Here is a 16,132-nt window from a genome sequence, read left to right on the forward strand (position 1 = left end):
AGCCTGCGCTGGGATGACGGAAGGGGTTACATGCGGGCGCGCCGCGTCGAGAATGGCGGGCGCCACGGCACGCAACCGCCGCGGCTCGCGCCCTTTCACCCCGGCGGAAGCTCGGCTAGGCGAGGGGGATGCCGATCCACCATCATTGCGACCTGGCGATCCTGGGCGGGGGGCTTGCCGGGGGGCTGATCGCGCTGGCGCTCGCCGAGCGGCGGCCGGAGTTGACGTTGCGGCTGGTCGACGCGGGCGAGCGGTTCGGCGGCAACCATCTCTGGTCCTTCTTCGACAGCGACGTCGCGCCGCAGGACCGCTGGATCGTCGAGCCCGTCGTCGGCCATGCCTGGAATGGCTACGACGTGGCCTTCCCCGGCCATGCGCGCACCCTCGACGCGCGCTACCACAGCATCGAGTCCGAGCGGCTCGATGCGGTGCTGCGCGCACGGCTGCCGGCCGAGTCGCTGCTGACCGGCCGCCGCGTGCTCGCGGCGAGCGCGACCGCGGCGGTGCTCGACGACGGCGAGCGGATCGAGGCCAAGGGCGTGATCGACTGCCGCGGCCCGGCCGACCTGTCGCTGCTCGACTGCGGCTGGCAGAAGTTCGTCGGCCAGGAGCTGGTGCTCGATCGGCCGCACGGGCGTGAGCGGCCGATGGTGATGGACGCGCGGGTCGCGCAGCTCGACGGCTATCGCTTCGTCTACTGCCTGCCGCTCGCCCCCGACCGGATGTTCGTCGAGGACACCTATTACAGCGACGGTCCCGAGCTCGACGTTCCCGCGCTGCGCCAGCGCATCCGCGCCTATGCCGAGGCGCAGGGCTGGCGGATCGCCGAGGTCGCGCGCGAGGAGTGCGGCGTGCTGCCGGTGGCGATGGGCGGCGACTTCGACGGCTATTGGCAGTCGGGTCCGTCGGTCGCGAAGGCGGGGATGCGCGCCGGGCTGTTCCACCCGCTCACCGGCTATTCGCTGCCCGATGCGGTGCGCACCGCCGGGCGGATCGCCGCGGCGTCCGATCTGTCGGCCCCGGCGCTCGACGAGTTGACGCACGCGCTCGCGCGCACGACATGGCGCGAGCGGGGATTCTACCGCATGCTTTCCGCACTGTTGTTCAGGGCAGCGAAGCCCGAGGCGCGCTATCGCGTGCTCGAGCGTTTCTACCGTCTGGACGCGCGGCTGATCGGGCGCTTCTATGCCGGTCGGTCGAACGGTGCGGACAAGCTGCGCGTGCTTGCCGGCAAGCCGCCGGTCCCGGTGGCACGCGCGATACGGGCGATTTGGGACATGCAGGCCGGCGGCCGGGAGAAACGGATTTGAGAACGGCAACGGTGATCGGCGCGGGCTTCGGCGGCTTGGCGCTCGCCATCCGCTTGCAATCGGCCGGGGTCGAGACGACGCTGATCGAGGGCCGCGAAAAGGCCGGCGGCCGCGCATATGTCTACGAGCGCGACGGCTTCGTGTTCGACGGCGGCCCGACCGTCATCACCGATCCCGAGGCGCTGCGCGAGCTGTGGACGCTGTCGGGGCACGAGATGGCGTGGGACGTCACGCTGGAGCCGGTCAGCCCCTTCTACCGGCTCAACTGGGCCGACGGCACCAACTTCGACTATTCGAACGACGACACGTCGCTCCGCGCGGAGATCGCGAAGCTCGATCCGCAGGACGTCGACGGCTACGCGCGCTTCCTCGAATATTCGAAGGGCGTGTACGAGGAAGGCTATGTGAAGCTCGGCACGGAGTCGTTCCTCGACTTCCGCTCGATGCTCAAGGCCGCGCCGTCGCTCGCGAAGTATCAGGCGTGGCGTTCGGTCTACGACGTGGTGTCCGGCTTCGTGAAGAACGAGAAGCTGCGCCAGGCGCTGAGCTTCCACACGCTGCTGGTCGGCGGCAACCCCACCTCCACCAGCGCGATCTATGCGCTGATCCACAAGCTGGAGCGCGACGGCGGCGTCTGGTTCGCCAAGGGCGGCACCGGCCAGCTGGTGTCGGGCATGGTCGCGCTGTTCGAGCGGCTGGGCGGCACGCTGATCCTGGGCGATCCGGTGACCGAGATCGAGACGCTGGGCGATCACGCCACCGGCGTCGTCACGCGCAGCGGCAAGCGCATCGCCGCCGACGCGGTGGCGAGCAACGCCGACCTGATGCACAGCTACAAGGAATTGCTGCGCAACTCCCGCAGCGCCAGGCGCACCACCGCCCGGCTGGAGAAGAAGCGCTTCTCGCCCTCGCTGTTCCTGGTGCATTTCGGCATCAAGGGCACGTGGCCGGGCATTCCGCACCACATGATCCTGTTCGGCCCGCGCTATCAGGGGCTGCTGTCCGACATCTACGATCACGGCGTGCTGTCGGAGGATTTCTCGCTCTACCTCCACCACCCGACCGTCACCGATCCGAGCCTTGCGCCCGAGGGGCATTCGACGTTCTACGCGCTGGCGCCGGTGCCGCACATGGGCAAGCTGCCGATCGACTGGGCGACGATCGGCCCGATGTACGAGAAGCGGATCCTGGACGAGGTCGGCCGCCGGCTGATCCCCGACATCCACGAGCGGATCGTCACCAAGTTCAGCTATGCGCCGCCCGATTTCGCGAACGACCTCAACGCGCATCTCGGCTCGGCCTTCTCGCTGGAGCCGACTCTGACGCAGAGCGCCTATTTTCGCGCGCACAACCGCGACGACCATATCCCGAACCTCTATTTCGTGGGCGCGGGCACCCACCCCGGCGCCGGCATCCCCGGAGTCGTGGCGAGCGCGAAGGCGACCGCCCGGCTGATGCTCGACCGCGGCCGCTGAGGCCGATCTCTCAAGGACAGATTCCGTGAAGCGACTGGCGATCTATTGCGGTTCGGCGACCCCGTCGGACCCGGTCTATATCGAATGCGCGCGCGGCGTCGGGCGGACGCTCGCCGAACGCGGCATCGGCGTCGTCTACGGCGGCGGGCGGCTGGGGCTGATGGGCGCGGTCGCCGACGGCGCGCTGGCGGCGGGCGGCGAGGTGATCGGCGTGATCCCGACGGCGCTCGTCAACGCCGAGGTCGCGCACCGCGGCTGCACCGAGCTCCACGTCGTCGAGACGATGCACCAGCGCAAGCAGGCGTTCACCGACCTGTCCGACGGGTTCGTCACCATTCCCGGCGGCACCGGCACGATGGACGAGCTGTGGGAGGCGATGAGCTGGGCGCAGCTCGGCTATCACCGCAAGCCCGTCGGGCTGCTCAACGTGGCCGGCTATTACGACGGGCTGATCGCGTTCGTCGACAAGATGGCCGAGGTCGGCTTCCTGCGGCCCATGCACCGCGACATCCTGCTGATCGACGACCAGCTCGGCGCGCTGCTCGATCGCATGGCGAACCACCAGGTCGCGCGCCCGATCTTCTCCATGTCGAGCAGCGAGCTCTAAGCGTGGCGTCGCACGCTGAGCGACCGAGCCGCGCCGCGATCGTCGCGACCGCCGGTGAGACGATCGCCGGCGGATCGAAGAGCTTCGCGGCGGCGAGCCGGTTGTTCGACCGCCCGACGCGCGAGCGTGCCTGGCTGCTCTATGCCTGGGCGCGCGCGTGCGACGACCTGGCCGACGGGCAGGACCTGGGCCACGGCATGACCGCGGTCGCCGACGCGCCCGAGCGGCTGGCGCGGATCGCCGCCGGGACCGAGGCGGCACTGGCGGGCGAATGGGTCGGCGATCCGGCGTTCGACGCGCTGCGGCTGGTCGCGGCCGAAGCGCGGCTGCCGCACGCGCTGGTGCGCGACGTGGTGGCGGGCTTCGCGCTCGATGCCGAGGACTGGCGCCCGCGCAGTGAGGACAACCTCTACCGCTATTGCTACCATGTCGCCGGGGCGATCGGTTGCCTGATGGCGGTGGTGATGGGGGTCGATCCGGCGGACGAGGACACGCTCGACCGCGCCTGCGACCTAGGCATCGCGTTCCAGCTCTCCAACATCGCGCGCGACCTGTGCGAGGATGCCGCGGCCGAGCGCTGCTACCTGCCGATCGAATGGCTGGTCGAGATGGACGTGCCGCCGGGCGAGCATATGAAGCCGCCCTTCCGCCACCGCATCACGGTGCTCGCCAGGCGGCTGGTCGACACCGCCGAACGCTATGAGGCGAGCGCGCGCGAGGGCACCCCGGCGCTGCCGTTCCGCGCCGCCTGGGCGGTACTGGCCGCCGCCGACATCTACGGCGGCATCGGCCGCGCCGTCGTTGCGCGCGGCGAGCATGCCTGGGACCACCGCGTCACCACGTCGAAGGGGCAGAAGCTCGCCGCGATCGGCAGGGCGCTGGTGGCGGCGCAGGCGCGCGCGACGCGCTATCCGCGCACGGCGCGCGATCCCGATCTGTGGACGCGGCCCCGCCACGGGTGAGGGTTCGCTTCTCTCCTGATTCGAGCAGCCGAGGTGGATCGGCGATTGAGGCCAACCGGAATCGTCATGCCAGCGAAGGCTGGCATCCAGACACGCTACGGGCGCGACTCCAGCCGCTGCGGCAATGGATCCTGGCTTCCGTCAGGATAACGATGGTGTGGGAAGGGGAGAGAAGCGGCTCTCCGGTTCCCGATGCTCGGGAACCGGAGCCGTTCTGGTGCGGTCGAGAAGACTCGAACTTCCACGGCCTTTCGGCCACAACGACCTCAACGTTGCGCGTCTACCAGTTCCGCCACGACCGCACGTGAACACCGTGGGGGTAACCCCCGGCTGGTAGGCGAGCGCCCCTAGCAGCCGATTCACCCCCATGCAACCGGCTTCGCGACTTTCGTGCGACCAAAGTGCCGGCTAGAGCCCTGCCTCGCCGCTTTTTTCGAGTGTTTCCCGTGTCGTCGATCGCCTCCCCCGCCCAGATTCCCTCGCCCCGCGCGGAAGTGCGGCGGCTGCTGGGGCTCGCCTGGCCGGTGATGCTCACCAGCCTCAACTGGACGCTGCTCCACGTCACCGACGTGGTGATGGTCGGCATGGCGGGCACGCGCGAGGTCGCGGCGCTGGGGGCGAGCCGGTCGCTGACCTTCGTCGGCATCGTCGTCGTGCTCGGCTGGCTGTCGGGCGTGCTGGTGTTCGCGTCGCGTGCCGACGGCGCCCGCGACCTGCCCGCCACCGGCCGCGTGCTGCACGAGGGGCTGGTCGCCGCGGTGCTGCTGGGGCTGGCGAGCGGCGGCATCCTGTTCGCCTTCGCCGCGCCGCTGCTGCGGCTGCTCGGCGTCGCGCCCGATCTCGTCCCCGCCGCCGCGGCGGTGGTGCGGACGATGGCCTTCGCCTACCCGTTCCAGCTGCTGAGCATCGCCGCCGGCTTCTTCCTCGAAGGGATCAGCCGGCCGCGGCGGGTGGCCGCGGTCAATCTGGGCTTGCTGCCGATCAACGCGTTGCTCGCCTGGGCGCTGGTCGCCGGGCACCTCGGGCTGCCGGCGCTCGGCGCGGTCGGTGCGGCGCTGGCGACCGCGATCGCCTCGGCGATCGGAGCGGTCGCGCTGCTGCTGGGGGTGCTGGGGCTGCCCGACGCCGCCGTGCGCCACGTCGGCCGCTGGCGGGGCGCAGCGGCGCCGAGCTGGCAGGGCGTGCGCGCGCTGCTCGGCTTCGGGCTGGTGCCGGCGGTGGCCTCGGGGCTCGAGCTCGTCGGCTTCGCGGTGCTGATCGGCCTTTCGACCCAGCTGGGCGGCGCGGCCGCGCATGCGTTCCAGATCGTCTTTTCGATCCACAACGTCACCTTCGCGATCGCGCTCGGACTCGGGTCCGCCGCCGGGGTGCGCGCGGGCAATGCGGTGGGGCAGGGGCTGCCGCGCCGCGCGGTCGCCCGCGGCGTGCTCGCGGCCGGGCTTGGCGCCGGCGCGACCGGCCTCCTCGCGCTGGGCCTGCTGGGATCGGCCGGCTGGATCACCGGGTTGTTCCCCGCGACCGACGAGGTCCACCGGCTCGCCGCGGCGATGCTGCTGTGCTGGGCACCCTTCATCCTATTCGACGGGGTGCAGGTGGTGCTGGTCTATGCCCTGCGCGCGCTCGGCGACCAGGTGGTGGCGGGGGGCAACAGCATCGTCGCCTTCTTCGTCGTCACCGGCGGCGTCGGCTGGCTGCTGGTCGGCGCCGGTGTCGGACCGCTGGCGCTCGCCTGGGCATCGGGGATCGGGATGGTGGTGGCAGCGCTGCTCCACGCCGCGCGACTGGCTTGGCTCGCGCGGCGGATGGGATAGCGGAGCGGGCGCCGTTCGTCAGGCGAGCGGCGGCCCGTTCAGAACCCGTTGACGAAGCTCAGTTCTAGCATCTTGGAATTGGCGGGCACGTCCAGCTTGGCGGAGTTGAACATCATGCTGCCGCTCGGGCCCAGCTCGCGCTGTGAGGGCGTGATCGTCCAGCTGTAGACGACGCGCTCGCTCTGGTCCTTCAGGTCGACGCGGATGTCGGGGACGCGCTGGCGCTCGCCGGTCGGATTCACGACCTTGCCGGAGATTGCGAACAGCTCGTTGCCGCTCGACAGGTTGCGGCGCTCGATCTGCTTGTCGGCGAACAGCAGCGGCGTGTCGATCCGGCCGATCGGCAGCCCCACCTTCGCGGCGATGCTGGGCGCGCCGAGATAGAGGATCGCGGCGATGCCGACGAGCATCGCGACGCTGGCCGCGATCGCGGCGGCGGTCCAGCTGCGGATCGGGTTGCGGCGCGGACGGAACGGTGGGCGCGGCGCGAAGGCGTCGTAGCGGCGCGGTTCGCCGCGCGCGGCGCGCTCCGCCTCGGGATCGACATAGTGGTGCGACGGCGGGGTGGGCGCCGCGACGGGGCCAGGCGCCGCCACCGGTGCGGGCGCGGGCGCGGGTGCGGGGTCGGCGGGGGGCGGTGCCGCCGCTTCCGTCGTCGGGGTCTCGGCCGCGACGGCGGGCGTATCGCTGCCGCCCAGGTCGAGCAGCGCGGGCCGCTGGAACCAGCTGTGCTTGCAGCTCGCGCAGCGCACGGTGCGCCCCTCGGGCCCGATCGCCTGGTCGGGCACCATGTAACGCATGTGGCACTGGGTGCACTCGAGGATCATCGACGCGGCAATTCCGATTGGGGCATGGCGATCCTAAGCATGGGGGGAGCGGTGCTGGCAAGGGTGCTGGCCGGGCTTGGCGCGGCTTCCGGTACGTCGCCCGCTTGAGCAGGTCCGGCGGCTGTGCGATGGCGGCGGCGCGAAGCTTCAAACGGGGTGGCCGGCGCCGGCGATGGCCAATATCGTACAATTCGAGAATGTCGGCCTTCGCTACGGCAACGGCGCAGAGACGCTGTCCGACGTGAGCTTCGCGCTGAGCGCGGGCTCCTTCTATTTTCTCACCGGCCCGTCGGGCGCGGGCAAGACCTCGCTGCTCAAGCTGCTCTACCTCGCGCAGCGGCCCAGCCGCGGCGTGATCCGGCTGTTCGGCGAGGATGCGGTGCTGCTGCCGCGTGCGCGCCTCCCCGGCTTCCGTCGGCGCATCGGCGTGGTGTTCCAGGATTTCCGGCTGGTCCCGCACCTCTCCGCCTACGACAATATCGCGCTGCCGCTGCGCGTCGCCGGCGTGTCCGAGAGCGACGTCGCGGTGCCGGTGAACGAGATGCTCGCCTGGGTGGGGCTGTCCGACCGCGCCGACGCGCCGCCCCCGACTCTGTCCGGCGGCGAGCAGCAGCGCATCGCCATTGCCCGCGCGGTGATCGCCCGGCCCGAGATCCTGGTCGCCGACGAGCCGACCGGGAACGTCGATCCCGACATGGCCGAACGGCTGCTGCACCTGTTCGAATCGCTCAACCGGCTCGGCACGACGGTGGTGGTCGCGACCCACGACTACGAATTGCTTCAGCGCATCCCCGATGCGCGGATGATGCGGCTCGAAAAGGGGCGGCTCGCCGACCCGACCGGGCAGATGCGCTTCCCGCCCGCGTCGGGAAGGACGCGCTGATGGCGATGCGCGCGAGCGACCGGCGGCTGCTGGGCGATCGGCAGGGGCGCCGCACAATGGTGTGGATCATGGCGATCATGATCTTCCTGACCGTGCTCGCCGCGGCGATGGGCCTCGCGGTGGCGGGTGCCGGCGCGACGCTCGACCGCCAGCTCGCCGGCCGGCTGACGGTGCAGGTGGTGGAGGCCGATGCCGCCCGCCGCGACGCCGCGGTGGCGGGGTTGCTCGCCGGGCTGCGCCGCTCGCCGCTGGTGGCGCGCGCCGCCGAGGTCGACCGCGCGCAGCTTGCCGAGCTGATGCGGCCGTGGCTGGGCGAGGCGGGGCTCGATGCCGACCTGCCGATCCCGGCGATGATCGACGTCGACCTCAACCAGAGCGACGACGCCGCGGTCGCGGCGGTGACGCGCATCGCCCGCGCCGCCAGCCCGGCGGTGCGGGTCGACTGGCATGCGAGCTGGCTGGCACCGGTACGCGGTTTCCTGCGCACGCTCGGCTGGGTGGCGTTCGGGCTGGTCGCGGTGATGGCGACCGCGACCGCGGCGGTGGTGCTGCTCGCGGCGCGCGCGGGGCTGGACACGCACCGCGGAACGATCGACATCCTCCACATGCTCGGCGCCACCGACGTCCAGATCGCCCGGCTGTTCCAGCACCGGATCGCCGTCGACACGCTGACCGGCGGGCTGATCGGCACGCTCGGCGGGCTGGCGGTGGTGCTGCTGGTCGGGGTCCAGCTCGGCGCGCTCGAATCGCAGGTGCTCGCCGGACTGGGGCTCTCCACGCTCGACTGGCTGCTGATCGTCGCGACGCCGATCGCGTTCATGCTGCTGGCGATGGTCGCGGCGCGCGGCGCGGTGCTGCGCGCGCTGGGCAAGGTGCTGTGATCCGGCGGCTCGCCTCGGTGGTGGTGATCGCCTGGGTGCTCGGCTTTGCGCTGTTCACCGTCTCGCTGCCGAGCCCGGCGCCCGACGCGCTGGTCACCGACGCGGTGGTGGTGCCGACCGGCGGCCCCGGCCGCATCGACCGTGGCCTGACGCTGCTGCGGAGCGGCAAGGCCAAGCGCATGCTGGTCACCGGCGTCGACCCCGACGTGCGCCCGGGCGAGCTCGCCGCCGCTTACAAGGTCCCGGCCGAGGTCATCGCCTGCTGCGTCGACCTGGGGCACGAGGCGGTCGACACCCGCTCCAACGCCGACGAGACCGCCGAATGGGTCCAGACGCACGGCTATCGCACGGTGCGGCTGGTGACGTCCGACTGGCATATGGCCCGCGCCGCGCTCGAGCTGCGCCACGCGCTCGACGGCGGGGTGGAAGTGATCGCCGATCCGGTCCCTGGCACGCCACGCTTCGGCATCCTGTTCGACGAGTACAACAAATATCTGGTGCGCCGGGTGGTGCTGTGGCTGGGGATCGGCGGATGATCCTCTGGCTGCGGACGCTCGCGTTCAACTGCGTCTTCTACGCGTTCACCGTGGCGATCGTGGTGTCGGTGCCGCTGGTCGCGCTCGCCGGCCCCGACGCGCTGCGACGCCATGCCGAGCTGTGGGCGCGCGTCCAGGGCGTGCTCGCACGGCTGCTGCTGGACGTGCACGTGCGCGTCGAGGGGGAGGTGCCCGCGGGGCCGATCCTGTTCGCCGCCAAGCACCAGGCGATGTTCGAGACGCTGGAGCTCGCCTGGCGGATCGGCGCGCCGATGATCGTGATGAAGCGCGAGCTCACCCGCATCCCGCTGTGGGGCTGGGCGGCGCGGCGTTACGGCAGCATCGGTATCGACCGCGCGGCGGGCGCCGAGGCGCTGCGCGCGATGCTGCGCGAGGCGAAGGCGGCGCGCACCACCGGCCGCGCGGTGCTGATCTTTCCCGAAGGGACGCGGGTGCTGCCTGGGGAAACGCCGCCGCTGCGCTCGGGCTTCGCCGGGCTCTACAAGGCGCTCGGCATGCCGGTGGTGCCGGTTGCGCTCGACAGCGGCCGGCTGTGGCCGCGCAAGGGGGTACGCCGGCCGGGCACGATCACGCTGCGCTTCGGCGCGCCGATCCCGCCCGGGCTGCCCCGCGCCGAGATCGAGGCGCGGGTCCATGCCGGGATCAACGCGCTGGAGCCCGCCGCCGCGGACGAAACGGTTCAGATCCCCGCGTACCAGTCGTAGTCGGCGAGGTCCTCCCACAGCCCGCCCTTGCCGCCGGCGATGCCGTCGAGGCTGGCGACCGCCTCGATCCGCTCGACGTATTTGGCGTGCTTGTAGCCGAGCTGGCGCTCCACCCGCAGGCGCAGCGGCGCGCCGTTGGGGATCGGCAGCAGCCGGTCGTTCAGCGCCCAGGCGAGGATCGTCTGCGGGTGGAAGGCGTCGACCAGGTCGATCGACTCGTAATAGGGCTGCCCGCCGATCCGGTCGGCGCAGTGGAACACCAGATAGCGGGCACCGTCGCGCAGGCCGGCCAGATCGAGCAGCCGCGACAGCCGCGGCCCCGCCCATTTGCCGATCGCGCTCCACCCCTCGACGCAGTCGTGGCGGGTGATCTGGGTGCGGCCGGGCATCGATCGGATCTGCGCGAGCGACAGCGACAGCGGCCGTGCGACCAGCCCGTCGATGGTGAGTCGCCAGTCGGCGAAACCGGCGGCGGCATGGGCGGCATAGGCGTCGCCGCCGGGGCGCGCGGTGCCGTTGGAGCGGAACACCGGCGAGCGCTGGTCCGGGCGGTATTCGCGGGCGAGCGCGTTGCGCGCGCTCAGCCCGCGTTGGAGCCAGCGCTGCGCGTCCTCGCCGCGGAACAGCACGTCGCGCACCGCGGGGGACTGGCCGAGCCGGTCGCAGCCGGTGACGAGCCCCGCGGCGCCCGCGGTGATGCCGGCGAGGATGCGGCGGCGGGTGAGGATTCGGCTCATCGCTGTTCCTCCTCGGGTACGCGCCACCAGCCCGTGAGCATCGAGCGCACCTCGTTGATCGGCCCGGCGAGGATCACCAGCACGAGATGGATGACCGTGAACACGACGATCGCGGCCGCGGCGAGGAAGTGGATCGAGCGGGCCGAGGCGCGGCCGCCGAACAGGTCGAGCAGCCAGGGCCAGGCCGCGTTCATGCCGGGCGACAGGGTGATGCCGGTGAGGATCACCAGCGGCAGCACCCCGAACAGCATCGCGACGTAGCTCAGCTTCTGGAAGCTGTTGTAGTCGCGCGGCGCCTCCGGATCGTGGAAGCGGAAGGCGAGGTGCGCGCGGAAATCCGCCCACAGGTGCCGCGGGGCCAGCTCGCCCCGGCGGATCGTCAGGTCGCGCGCGATGTGGCGGTTGACGAGGCTGCCGAGCAGGAACAGCAGCAGCCCGAACCCCAGCACCAGCGCGAAGAACAGGTGCCAGCGCCGAGCGAGCGCGAGATTGTAGGTCGACGGGATCGTCAGCCAGCCGGGAAAGCGCGAAAAGCTGATCCACGGCGTGTCGAAGTTCGCGCCGTACTCGCCCCAATAGAGGTGCGGATGGGCGTTGAGGATCGTCAGCCCGCTGCCGATCATCACGAAGATCGCAACGGCGTTGATCCAGTGCCACAGCCGGGTGAGCGGGCGATGGCGATAGACGCTGCGGGGCGGCGGGGGACTCACCGGAGGCAAGATAGGCGCGATGGCTGCCGCCCGGTAGCCCCGTCGCGCGTTGGGGCGGAATGACCGACTTCCACTTCTACGAACCCGCCGCCGGCCACGGCCTGCCGCACGATCCATTCAACGCCATCGTGGCACCCCGGCCGATCGGCTGGATCAGCACGCTGGGCGCCGAGGGCCGCCGCAACCTGGCGCCCTACAGCTTTTTCAACGCGTTCAACTACCAGCCGCCGCTGATCGGCTTCGCATCGCAGGGGCGCAAGGACAGTCTCGCCAATTGCGAGGCGACGGGCGAGTTCGTCTGGAACCTCGCGACGCGGGCGCAGGCGGAGGCGATGAACGCCAGTTCGGCGGCGACCGACGCCGACGAGTTCGCGCTCGCCGGGCTCGACGCGCTGCCTTCGCGCCTGGTGGCGCCGCCGCGGGTGGCGGGCAGCCCGGTGCAGTTCGAATGCAAGGTGACCCAGATCGTCCGGCTGGAGACCAAGGAGCATCGTGCGCTCGACCAATGGCTGGTGCTGGGCGAGGCGGTCGGCATCCACATCGACCGCGCGCTGCTGGAGGACGGCACCTATCAGACCGCCCGCGCCCGCCCGATCGTGCGCGGCGGTGGTCCGGCGGATTACTTCGAGATCACAGAGGATGCGCTGTTCCGGATGCGCCGGCCGGGATAGAAGTCGCTCGCGCGAAAGCGGCATGCTCCGTATCCTGGTGTCATGACCCAACAGGATCAGAGCTCCGAGTCGCAGCGGTACTGGCGGGACGGTTATGTCCCGCTCCGCGGCCTCTTCCCGCGCGAGATACTCGACACGTTCTACATGCGGATGCGGGCCGATCTGGATGCGGCGGGCAGGCCGTTGCAGTCGTTCGTAGCAGAAGGGCCGCTGCTGCGCGGGCGCGCCATCGAGCTCTACGGCTACCAGTACGCCCCGATGCTCGCCTTCCTGTGGGGGCTCACGCCGCGCATGGCGCAGGCGACAGGGCGCGATCTGCTGCCGACCTACGCCTATTTCCGCGCCTATCAGCAGGGCGATATCTGCCGTGTGCATTACGACCGGCCGTCCTGCGAACACAGCCTTTCGCTGACCGTCGCCTATGGCGAGGACCGGCCGTGGGCGTTGTCCGTCGCGGCCGAGGCGGGTGAGGGCCCTACCGGAGAGGTCACGGAGGACTTCGGCGGGCGACGCTATGCCTCGGTCGCGATGGCACCCGGCGATGGCGTTCTCTACCAGGGAACCCATCGGCTGCACGGGCGGCTGGATCCCAATCCCAACAGCTGGTCGGCGCACCTGTTTCTCCACTGGGTGGAGCGTGGCGGCCGCTACGGCGAACATGCGTTCGATCGACCGGCGATCGAACGGGCGATGCGCCGACCGTGATGATCAGCCGTAGGCGCGCAGGAAGAACGCGACCGTCGTCACGCCGGTGACGGCGAGCGTCCACAGCCGGATGGTGCGTGCCGACAGCCGCTCGCCGAGCCAGGCGCCGCCCCAGCCGCCGACGATGCCGCCCAGCAGCATCGGCACGCACGCCCACCACGCCACCATGCCGAACGCGGCGAACACGATCGCCGCGGCGAAGTTGGCGGTGGCGAGGATCAGCGTGCGCGGCGCCGCCATGTGCTTGGGGTCGGTGCCGACCAGCAGGCCGTAGACCGCGGTCATCATCATGCCGATGCCGCCGCCGAAATAGCCGCCGTAGATGCCGAGCAGCAGCTGCGCGGCGACCAGCGTGGTGGCGCCGATCGTCACCCGCGCGCGCAGCCAGGCCGCACCGCGCTGCCCCGCCGCGATCGCGGCGAAGGCGAACAGCAGCAGCCAGGGCACGATCACGTCGAACGCGGTCGGCGGCGTCACCACCAGCAGGTAGCTGCCGGCGAGCGCGGCGAAGAAGTTGACCGCGTTGAGCAGGCGGATCGGCACACCGCCCAGCGGCGCCAGTCCGCGCCGGAAGGTCCAGGCGCTCGCCATCGCGGCGGGCTGCATCGCGACGTTGCTGGTCGCGTTCGCGATGGTCGAGGGCAGACCGACGCCGACCAGCACCGGCATCGTCGCAAAGGCGCCGCCGCCGGCCAGCGCGTTCATCGCGCCGCCGACGCAGCCCGCGCCTGCGGCCAGCGCGATCGCCCCCCAGTCCACGCCGGTCAGCCCAGCGCTGCCATCTTCTCCTCCGCCTCGCGATCCATCTGCGCGCGGCTCTTCTTCTCGGCGGCGGTCTTGAGCTGGCCGCAGGCCGCATCGATGTCGCGGCCGCGCGGGCGGCGGACGGGGGCGGAAATGCCGCCCTCGAACACGATGTCGGAGAACGCCTTCACCCGGTCGGGCGTCGAGCATTCGTACGGCGCGCCGGGCCAGGGGTTGAACGGGATCAGGTTGACCTTGGCCGGCAGCTGGTACTTGCGCAGCAGGCGGACGAGCTCGTGCGCGTCGGCGTCGCTGTCGTTCTTGTCCTTGAGCATCACATATTCGAAGGTGATGCGGCGCGCGTTGTTGGCGCCGGGGTAGTCGGCGCAGGCCTGCAGCAGCTCCTCGATGCCATATTTCTTGTTGAGCGGCACGATCTCGTCGCGAACGTCCTTGGTCACCGCGTGGAGCGACACCGCCAGGTTGACGCCGATCTCCTCACCCGCGCGCGCCATCATCGGCACCACGCCTGAAGTGGAGAGGGTGATTCGCCGCTTCGACAGCGCCAGGCCGTCGCCGTCCATGACGATCTGCAACCCGGCCTTGACCTCGTCGAAGTTATACAGCGGCTCGCCCATGCCCATCATCACGATGTTGGTGAGCATGCGCCCTTCCGGGCTCGACGGCCATTCGCCGAGCCCGTCGCGCGCGAGCATCACCTGGCCGACGATCTCCCCGGCGGTCAGGTTGCGCACCAGCCGCATCGTGCCGGTGTGGCAGAAGCGGCAGTTGAGCGTGCAGCCCACCTGGCTGGAGACGCACAAGGTGCCGCGGTCGGCGTCCGGGATGAACACCATCTCGTAATCCTGCCCGTCGGGCGAGCGCAGCAGCCACTTGCGCGTGCCGTCGTTCGACACCTGCGCCTCGACCACCTCGGGCCGGCCGACGACGAAGCGCTCGGCCAGCCACGGGTGCTGCGCCTTGGCGATGTCGGTCATTGCCGAGAACTCGGTGGCGCCGCGGTTGTAGATCCAGTGCCACAGCTGCTTGGCGCGCAGCTTGGCCTGCTTGGGTTCCAGCCCGGCGCTTTCCAGCGCCTCGCGGATCTCCGGCTTCGACAGCCCGACCAGATCGACTCGGCCGTCGGGGCGCGGCGCCTTGGCCGTCGTGCGGGGCACGGGCACGGGATCGATGTGCCCCGGAATGGGCATCGGCGGCGTCGACACTGTCAGCATGGCCGCGCATATAGTCGAAAATCCGCGGCATTTCCATGCCCGGCGACGGCGGCAGCGGCGGCGGCCTCAGCCGCGCAGGCAGGCGAGCGCGGCGGCGTCGATCGCGGTCGCGGCGCCGCTCAGCGCATAGACGTCGGCGAAGGGACGGCCGCCCGCCGTCACGCTCTCGACGCTCATGCTGCGTGCCGAGCGCATCGCCGTCACGATCGCGCGGTCGGCGTCGGCGTCGGGCGCCCAGGCGTCGAGGTCGCCGGCGCGCAGCGGGAAGCGGCGGTCGCCGATCGACAGCGTCACCTTGGCGCTCGGCGACCGCTTCCGGCTCAGCCGCAGGTGGAGCTGGTTGCGGACGTGCGCGCCGGGCCAGCTCGCGACGCTGGCGAAGGGATAGAGCGCGGTGCGGCGCGAGATCGGCTTGGCGATCGCGTAGCAGCGACGCGGCGACATGTCGGCGAAGGCGCCCCAGCGCTCGAAGATGCCGAGCGTCCGCTTGGGGCCGGTCGTCGGTGCCGCCGGTGCCGCCTGCGCGAGCGCTGCCGCGGCGAGCAGCACCGCGATCACGCCGGCGCCGCGCCCGATGCGCCGCCCTGGCCGGTGTGCACCACCGTCTCGAGGCCGTGCTCGATCTTCACGACCGAGCCCTGCGGCAGATCGGGAGCGACGGGGGCGGCGAACTGCGGCAGCACGTCCATGCCGGTCATCACCCCGCGCAGGATGCGGCTCGACATGCCGTGCATGATGACCAGCCGGTCGCCGGGATCGTCATCGGTATCGGCGAGCCAGCCCGACACCCGCGTCGCGATCGCGTCGTACCATTCGCCGCCCGGCGGCGGCCGGCGGTAGAGGTTGTACGCCGGGTCCATGAAGTCCGCCGATTCGAGCGCCACGTCGCGATAGTAGCGGCCGGTCCACGCGCCCATGCCGATCTCGATCAGCCGCGCGTCGGTGCGCGCCTGGTGCCAGTCGAGCTCGAGATGCTCGGCGATGATCGCCAGCGTCTGGAGCGCGCGTCCGGCGGTCGACGCCCACAGCGTGAGCCTGGGGCGGGGGCCGAGCAGATCGCGCAGCGCCGCCCCCATCGCATCGGCCTGGGCGAAGCCGGCGCGGGTCAGCGGGGTGTGCGGGTGGTCGCCCTGCATCCGCTGGGCGACGTTGTAGACCGTCTCGCCATGCCGCGCGATGAAGTCGCGGCCTAGGCGGGATGTGGGGTGCGCTGCCTTGTTCGCCATCGTCCTGCTTTCAAGCCCCTGTTGCGCGAATGCAACGAAAATCCCGGTTTAGCTGCGGTTCATGCAACCGACAGACGCGCTGCCTAT

18 protein-coding genes and 1 tRNA gene are annotated in these 16,132 nt (G+C 71.1%); 11 read left to right on the forward strand and 8 right to left on the reverse strand.

What is annotated here, in order from left to right:
• Window positions 1–128: 128 nt before the first annotated feature.
• From crtY to ACBY01_RS06440, 4 genes are read left to right on the forward strand one after another with little or no spacing between them, the layout of a single operon-like run.
• On the forward strand, window positions 129–1,310 hold the full coding sequence (gene crtY, locus ACBY01_RS06425; RefSeq protein WP_416459962.1) for a lycopene beta-cyclase CrtY: 1,182 nt from the start codon (window positions 129–131) through the stop codon (window positions 1,308–1,310).
• Window positions 1,307–2,785 carry a phytoene desaturase gene (locus ACBY01_RS06430; RefSeq protein WP_416459963.1) on the forward strand — a complete coding sequence of 493 codons (1,479 nt, stop codon included), beginning with the start codon at window positions 1,307–1,309 and terminating at the stop codon, window positions 2,783–2,785. The genes crtY and ACBY01_RS06430 overlap by 4 nt, the downstream gene beginning before the upstream one ends.
• Before the next feature lie 25 nt (window positions 2,786–2,810).
• Window positions 2,811–3,392, forward strand: coding sequence for an LOG family protein (locus ACBY01_RS06435; RefSeq protein WP_416459964.1), 582 nt, complete (start codon window positions 2,811–2,813; stop codon window positions 3,390–3,392).
• Window positions 3,393–3,394: 2 nt separating this feature from the next.
• On the forward strand, window positions 3,395–4,354 hold the full coding sequence (locus tag ACBY01_RS06440) for a phytoene/squalene synthase family protein (RefSeq protein WP_416459965.1): 960 nt from the start codon (window positions 3,395–3,397) through the stop codon (window positions 4,352–4,354).
• Window positions 4,355–4,569: 215 nt separating this feature from the next.
• Here ACBY01_RS06440 and ACBY01_RS06445 read toward each other — a convergent pair.
• Window positions 4,570–4,656: transfer RNA gene (locus ACBY01_RS06445), tRNA-Leu, on the reverse strand.
• A 135-nt stretch (window positions 4,657–4,791) separates the two neighbouring features.
• On the opposite strand from ACBY01_RS06445, the gene ACBY01_RS06450 reads away from it, so the two are divergent.
• Complete coding sequence (locus tag ACBY01_RS06450; protein ID WP_416459966.1) at window positions 4,792–6,165, forward strand: MATE family efflux transporter; 1,374 nt, start codon at window positions 4,792–4,794, stop codon at window positions 6,163–6,165.
• Window positions 6,166–6,203: 38 nt separating this feature from the next.
• Here the strand turns inward: ACBY01_RS06450 and ACBY01_RS06455 are convergent, their stop codons facing one another.
• Complete coding sequence (locus tag ACBY01_RS06455) at window positions 6,204–6,992, reverse strand: MJ0042-type zinc finger domain-containing protein (protein WP_416459967.1); 789 nt, start codon at window positions 6,990–6,992, stop codon at window positions 6,204–6,206.
• Window positions 6,993–7,164: 172 nt separating this feature from the next.
• Between ACBY01_RS06455 and ftsE the strand changes: the two genes are divergently transcribed.
• From ftsE to ACBY01_RS06475, 4 genes are read left to right on the forward strand one after another with little or no spacing between them, the layout of a single operon-like run.
• Window positions 7,165–7,875 carry a cell division ATP-binding protein FtsE gene (gene ftsE / locus ACBY01_RS06460; protein WP_416459968.1) on the forward strand — a complete coding sequence of 237 codons (711 nt, stop codon included), beginning with the start codon at window positions 7,165–7,167 and terminating at the stop codon, window positions 7,873–7,875.
• The gene (locus tag ACBY01_RS06465; RefSeq protein WP_416459969.1) at window positions 7,875–8,756 is read left to right on the forward strand and encodes a cell division protein FtsX; all 882 of its coding nucleotides are present in this window, start codon (window positions 7,875–7,877) and stop codon (window positions 8,754–8,756) included. The genes ftsE and ACBY01_RS06465 overlap by 1 nt, the downstream gene beginning before the upstream one ends.
• Window positions 8,753–9,292, forward strand: coding sequence for a YdcF family protein (locus tag ACBY01_RS06470; protein WP_416459970.1), 540 nt, complete (start codon window positions 8,753–8,755; stop codon window positions 9,290–9,292). Before ACBY01_RS06465 ends, ACBY01_RS06470 begins: the two co-directional genes overlap by 4 nt.
• Complete coding sequence (locus ACBY01_RS06475; protein WP_416459972.1) at window positions 9,289–10,017, forward strand: lysophospholipid acyltransferase family protein; 729 nt, start codon at window positions 9,289–9,291, stop codon at window positions 10,015–10,017. The genes ACBY01_RS06470 and ACBY01_RS06475 overlap by 4 nt, the downstream gene beginning before the upstream one ends.
• Here ACBY01_RS06475 and ACBY01_RS06480 read toward each other — a convergent pair.
• Entirely contained in the window at window positions 9,993–10,754 is a 762-nt protein-coding gene (locus tag ACBY01_RS06480) for a molybdopterin-dependent oxidoreductase (protein WP_416459973.1), read from the reverse strand. The genes ACBY01_RS06475 and ACBY01_RS06480 overlap by 25 nt on opposite strands.
• Window positions 10,751–11,464 carry a cytochrome b/b6 domain-containing protein gene (locus tag ACBY01_RS06485; RefSeq protein WP_416459974.1) on the reverse strand — a complete coding sequence of 238 codons (714 nt, stop codon included), beginning with the start codon at window positions 11,462–11,464 and terminating at the stop codon, window positions 10,751–10,753. The genes ACBY01_RS06480 and ACBY01_RS06485 overlap by 4 nt, the downstream gene beginning before the upstream one ends.
• 59 nt (window positions 11,465–11,523) lie before the next feature.
• On the opposite strand from ACBY01_RS06485, the gene ACBY01_RS06490 reads away from it, so the two are divergent.
• Entirely contained in the window at window positions 11,524–12,135 is a 612-nt protein-coding gene (locus tag ACBY01_RS06490; RefSeq protein ID WP_416459975.1) for a flavin reductase family protein, read from the forward strand.
• Between the two features lie 42 nt (window positions 12,136–12,177).
• Window positions 12,178–12,840, forward strand: a complete 663-nt coding sequence (locus ACBY01_RS06495; RefSeq protein ID WP_416459976.1) for a hypothetical protein — start codon at window positions 12,178–12,180, stop codon at window positions 12,838–12,840.
• Window positions 12,841–12,843: 3 nt separating this feature from the next.
• Here ACBY01_RS06495 and ACBY01_RS06500 read toward each other — a convergent pair whose 3' ends face one another.
• The 4 genes from ACBY01_RS06500 to ACBY01_RS06515 all read right to left on the reverse strand — a co-directional run bounded on the left by ACBY01_RS06500 (window position 12,844) and on the right by ACBY01_RS06515 (window position 16,045).
• Complete coding sequence (locus ACBY01_RS06500) at window positions 12,844–13,599, reverse strand: TSUP family transporter (RefSeq protein WP_416459977.1); 756 nt, start codon at window positions 13,597–13,599, stop codon at window positions 12,844–12,846.
• A gap of 5 nt (window positions 13,600–13,604) precedes the next feature.
• Window positions 13,605–14,819, reverse strand: coding sequence for a dual-specificity RNA methyltransferase RlmN (gene rlmN, locus ACBY01_RS06505; RefSeq protein ID WP_416459978.1), 1,215 nt, complete (start codon window positions 14,817–14,819; stop codon window positions 13,605–13,607).
• A 66-nt stretch (window positions 14,820–14,885) separates the two neighbouring features.
• On the reverse strand, window positions 14,886–15,377 hold the full coding sequence (locus ACBY01_RS06510) for a hypothetical protein (protein WP_416459979.1): 492 nt from the start codon (window positions 15,375–15,377) through the stop codon (window positions 14,886–14,888).
• On the reverse strand, window positions 15,374–16,045 hold the full coding sequence (locus ACBY01_RS06515; RefSeq protein ID WP_416459980.1) for a histidine phosphatase family protein: 672 nt from the start codon (window positions 16,043–16,045) through the stop codon (window positions 15,374–15,376). The genes ACBY01_RS06510 and ACBY01_RS06515 overlap by 4 nt, the downstream gene beginning before the upstream one ends.
• Window positions 16,046–16,132 lie beyond the last annotated feature (87 nt).

Origin of the sequence: Sphingomonas mangrovi (assembly GCF_047975845.1) — a bacterium.
Lineage (GTDB): Bacteria > Pseudomonadota > Alphaproteobacteria > Sphingomonadales > Sphingomonadaceae > Sphingomonas.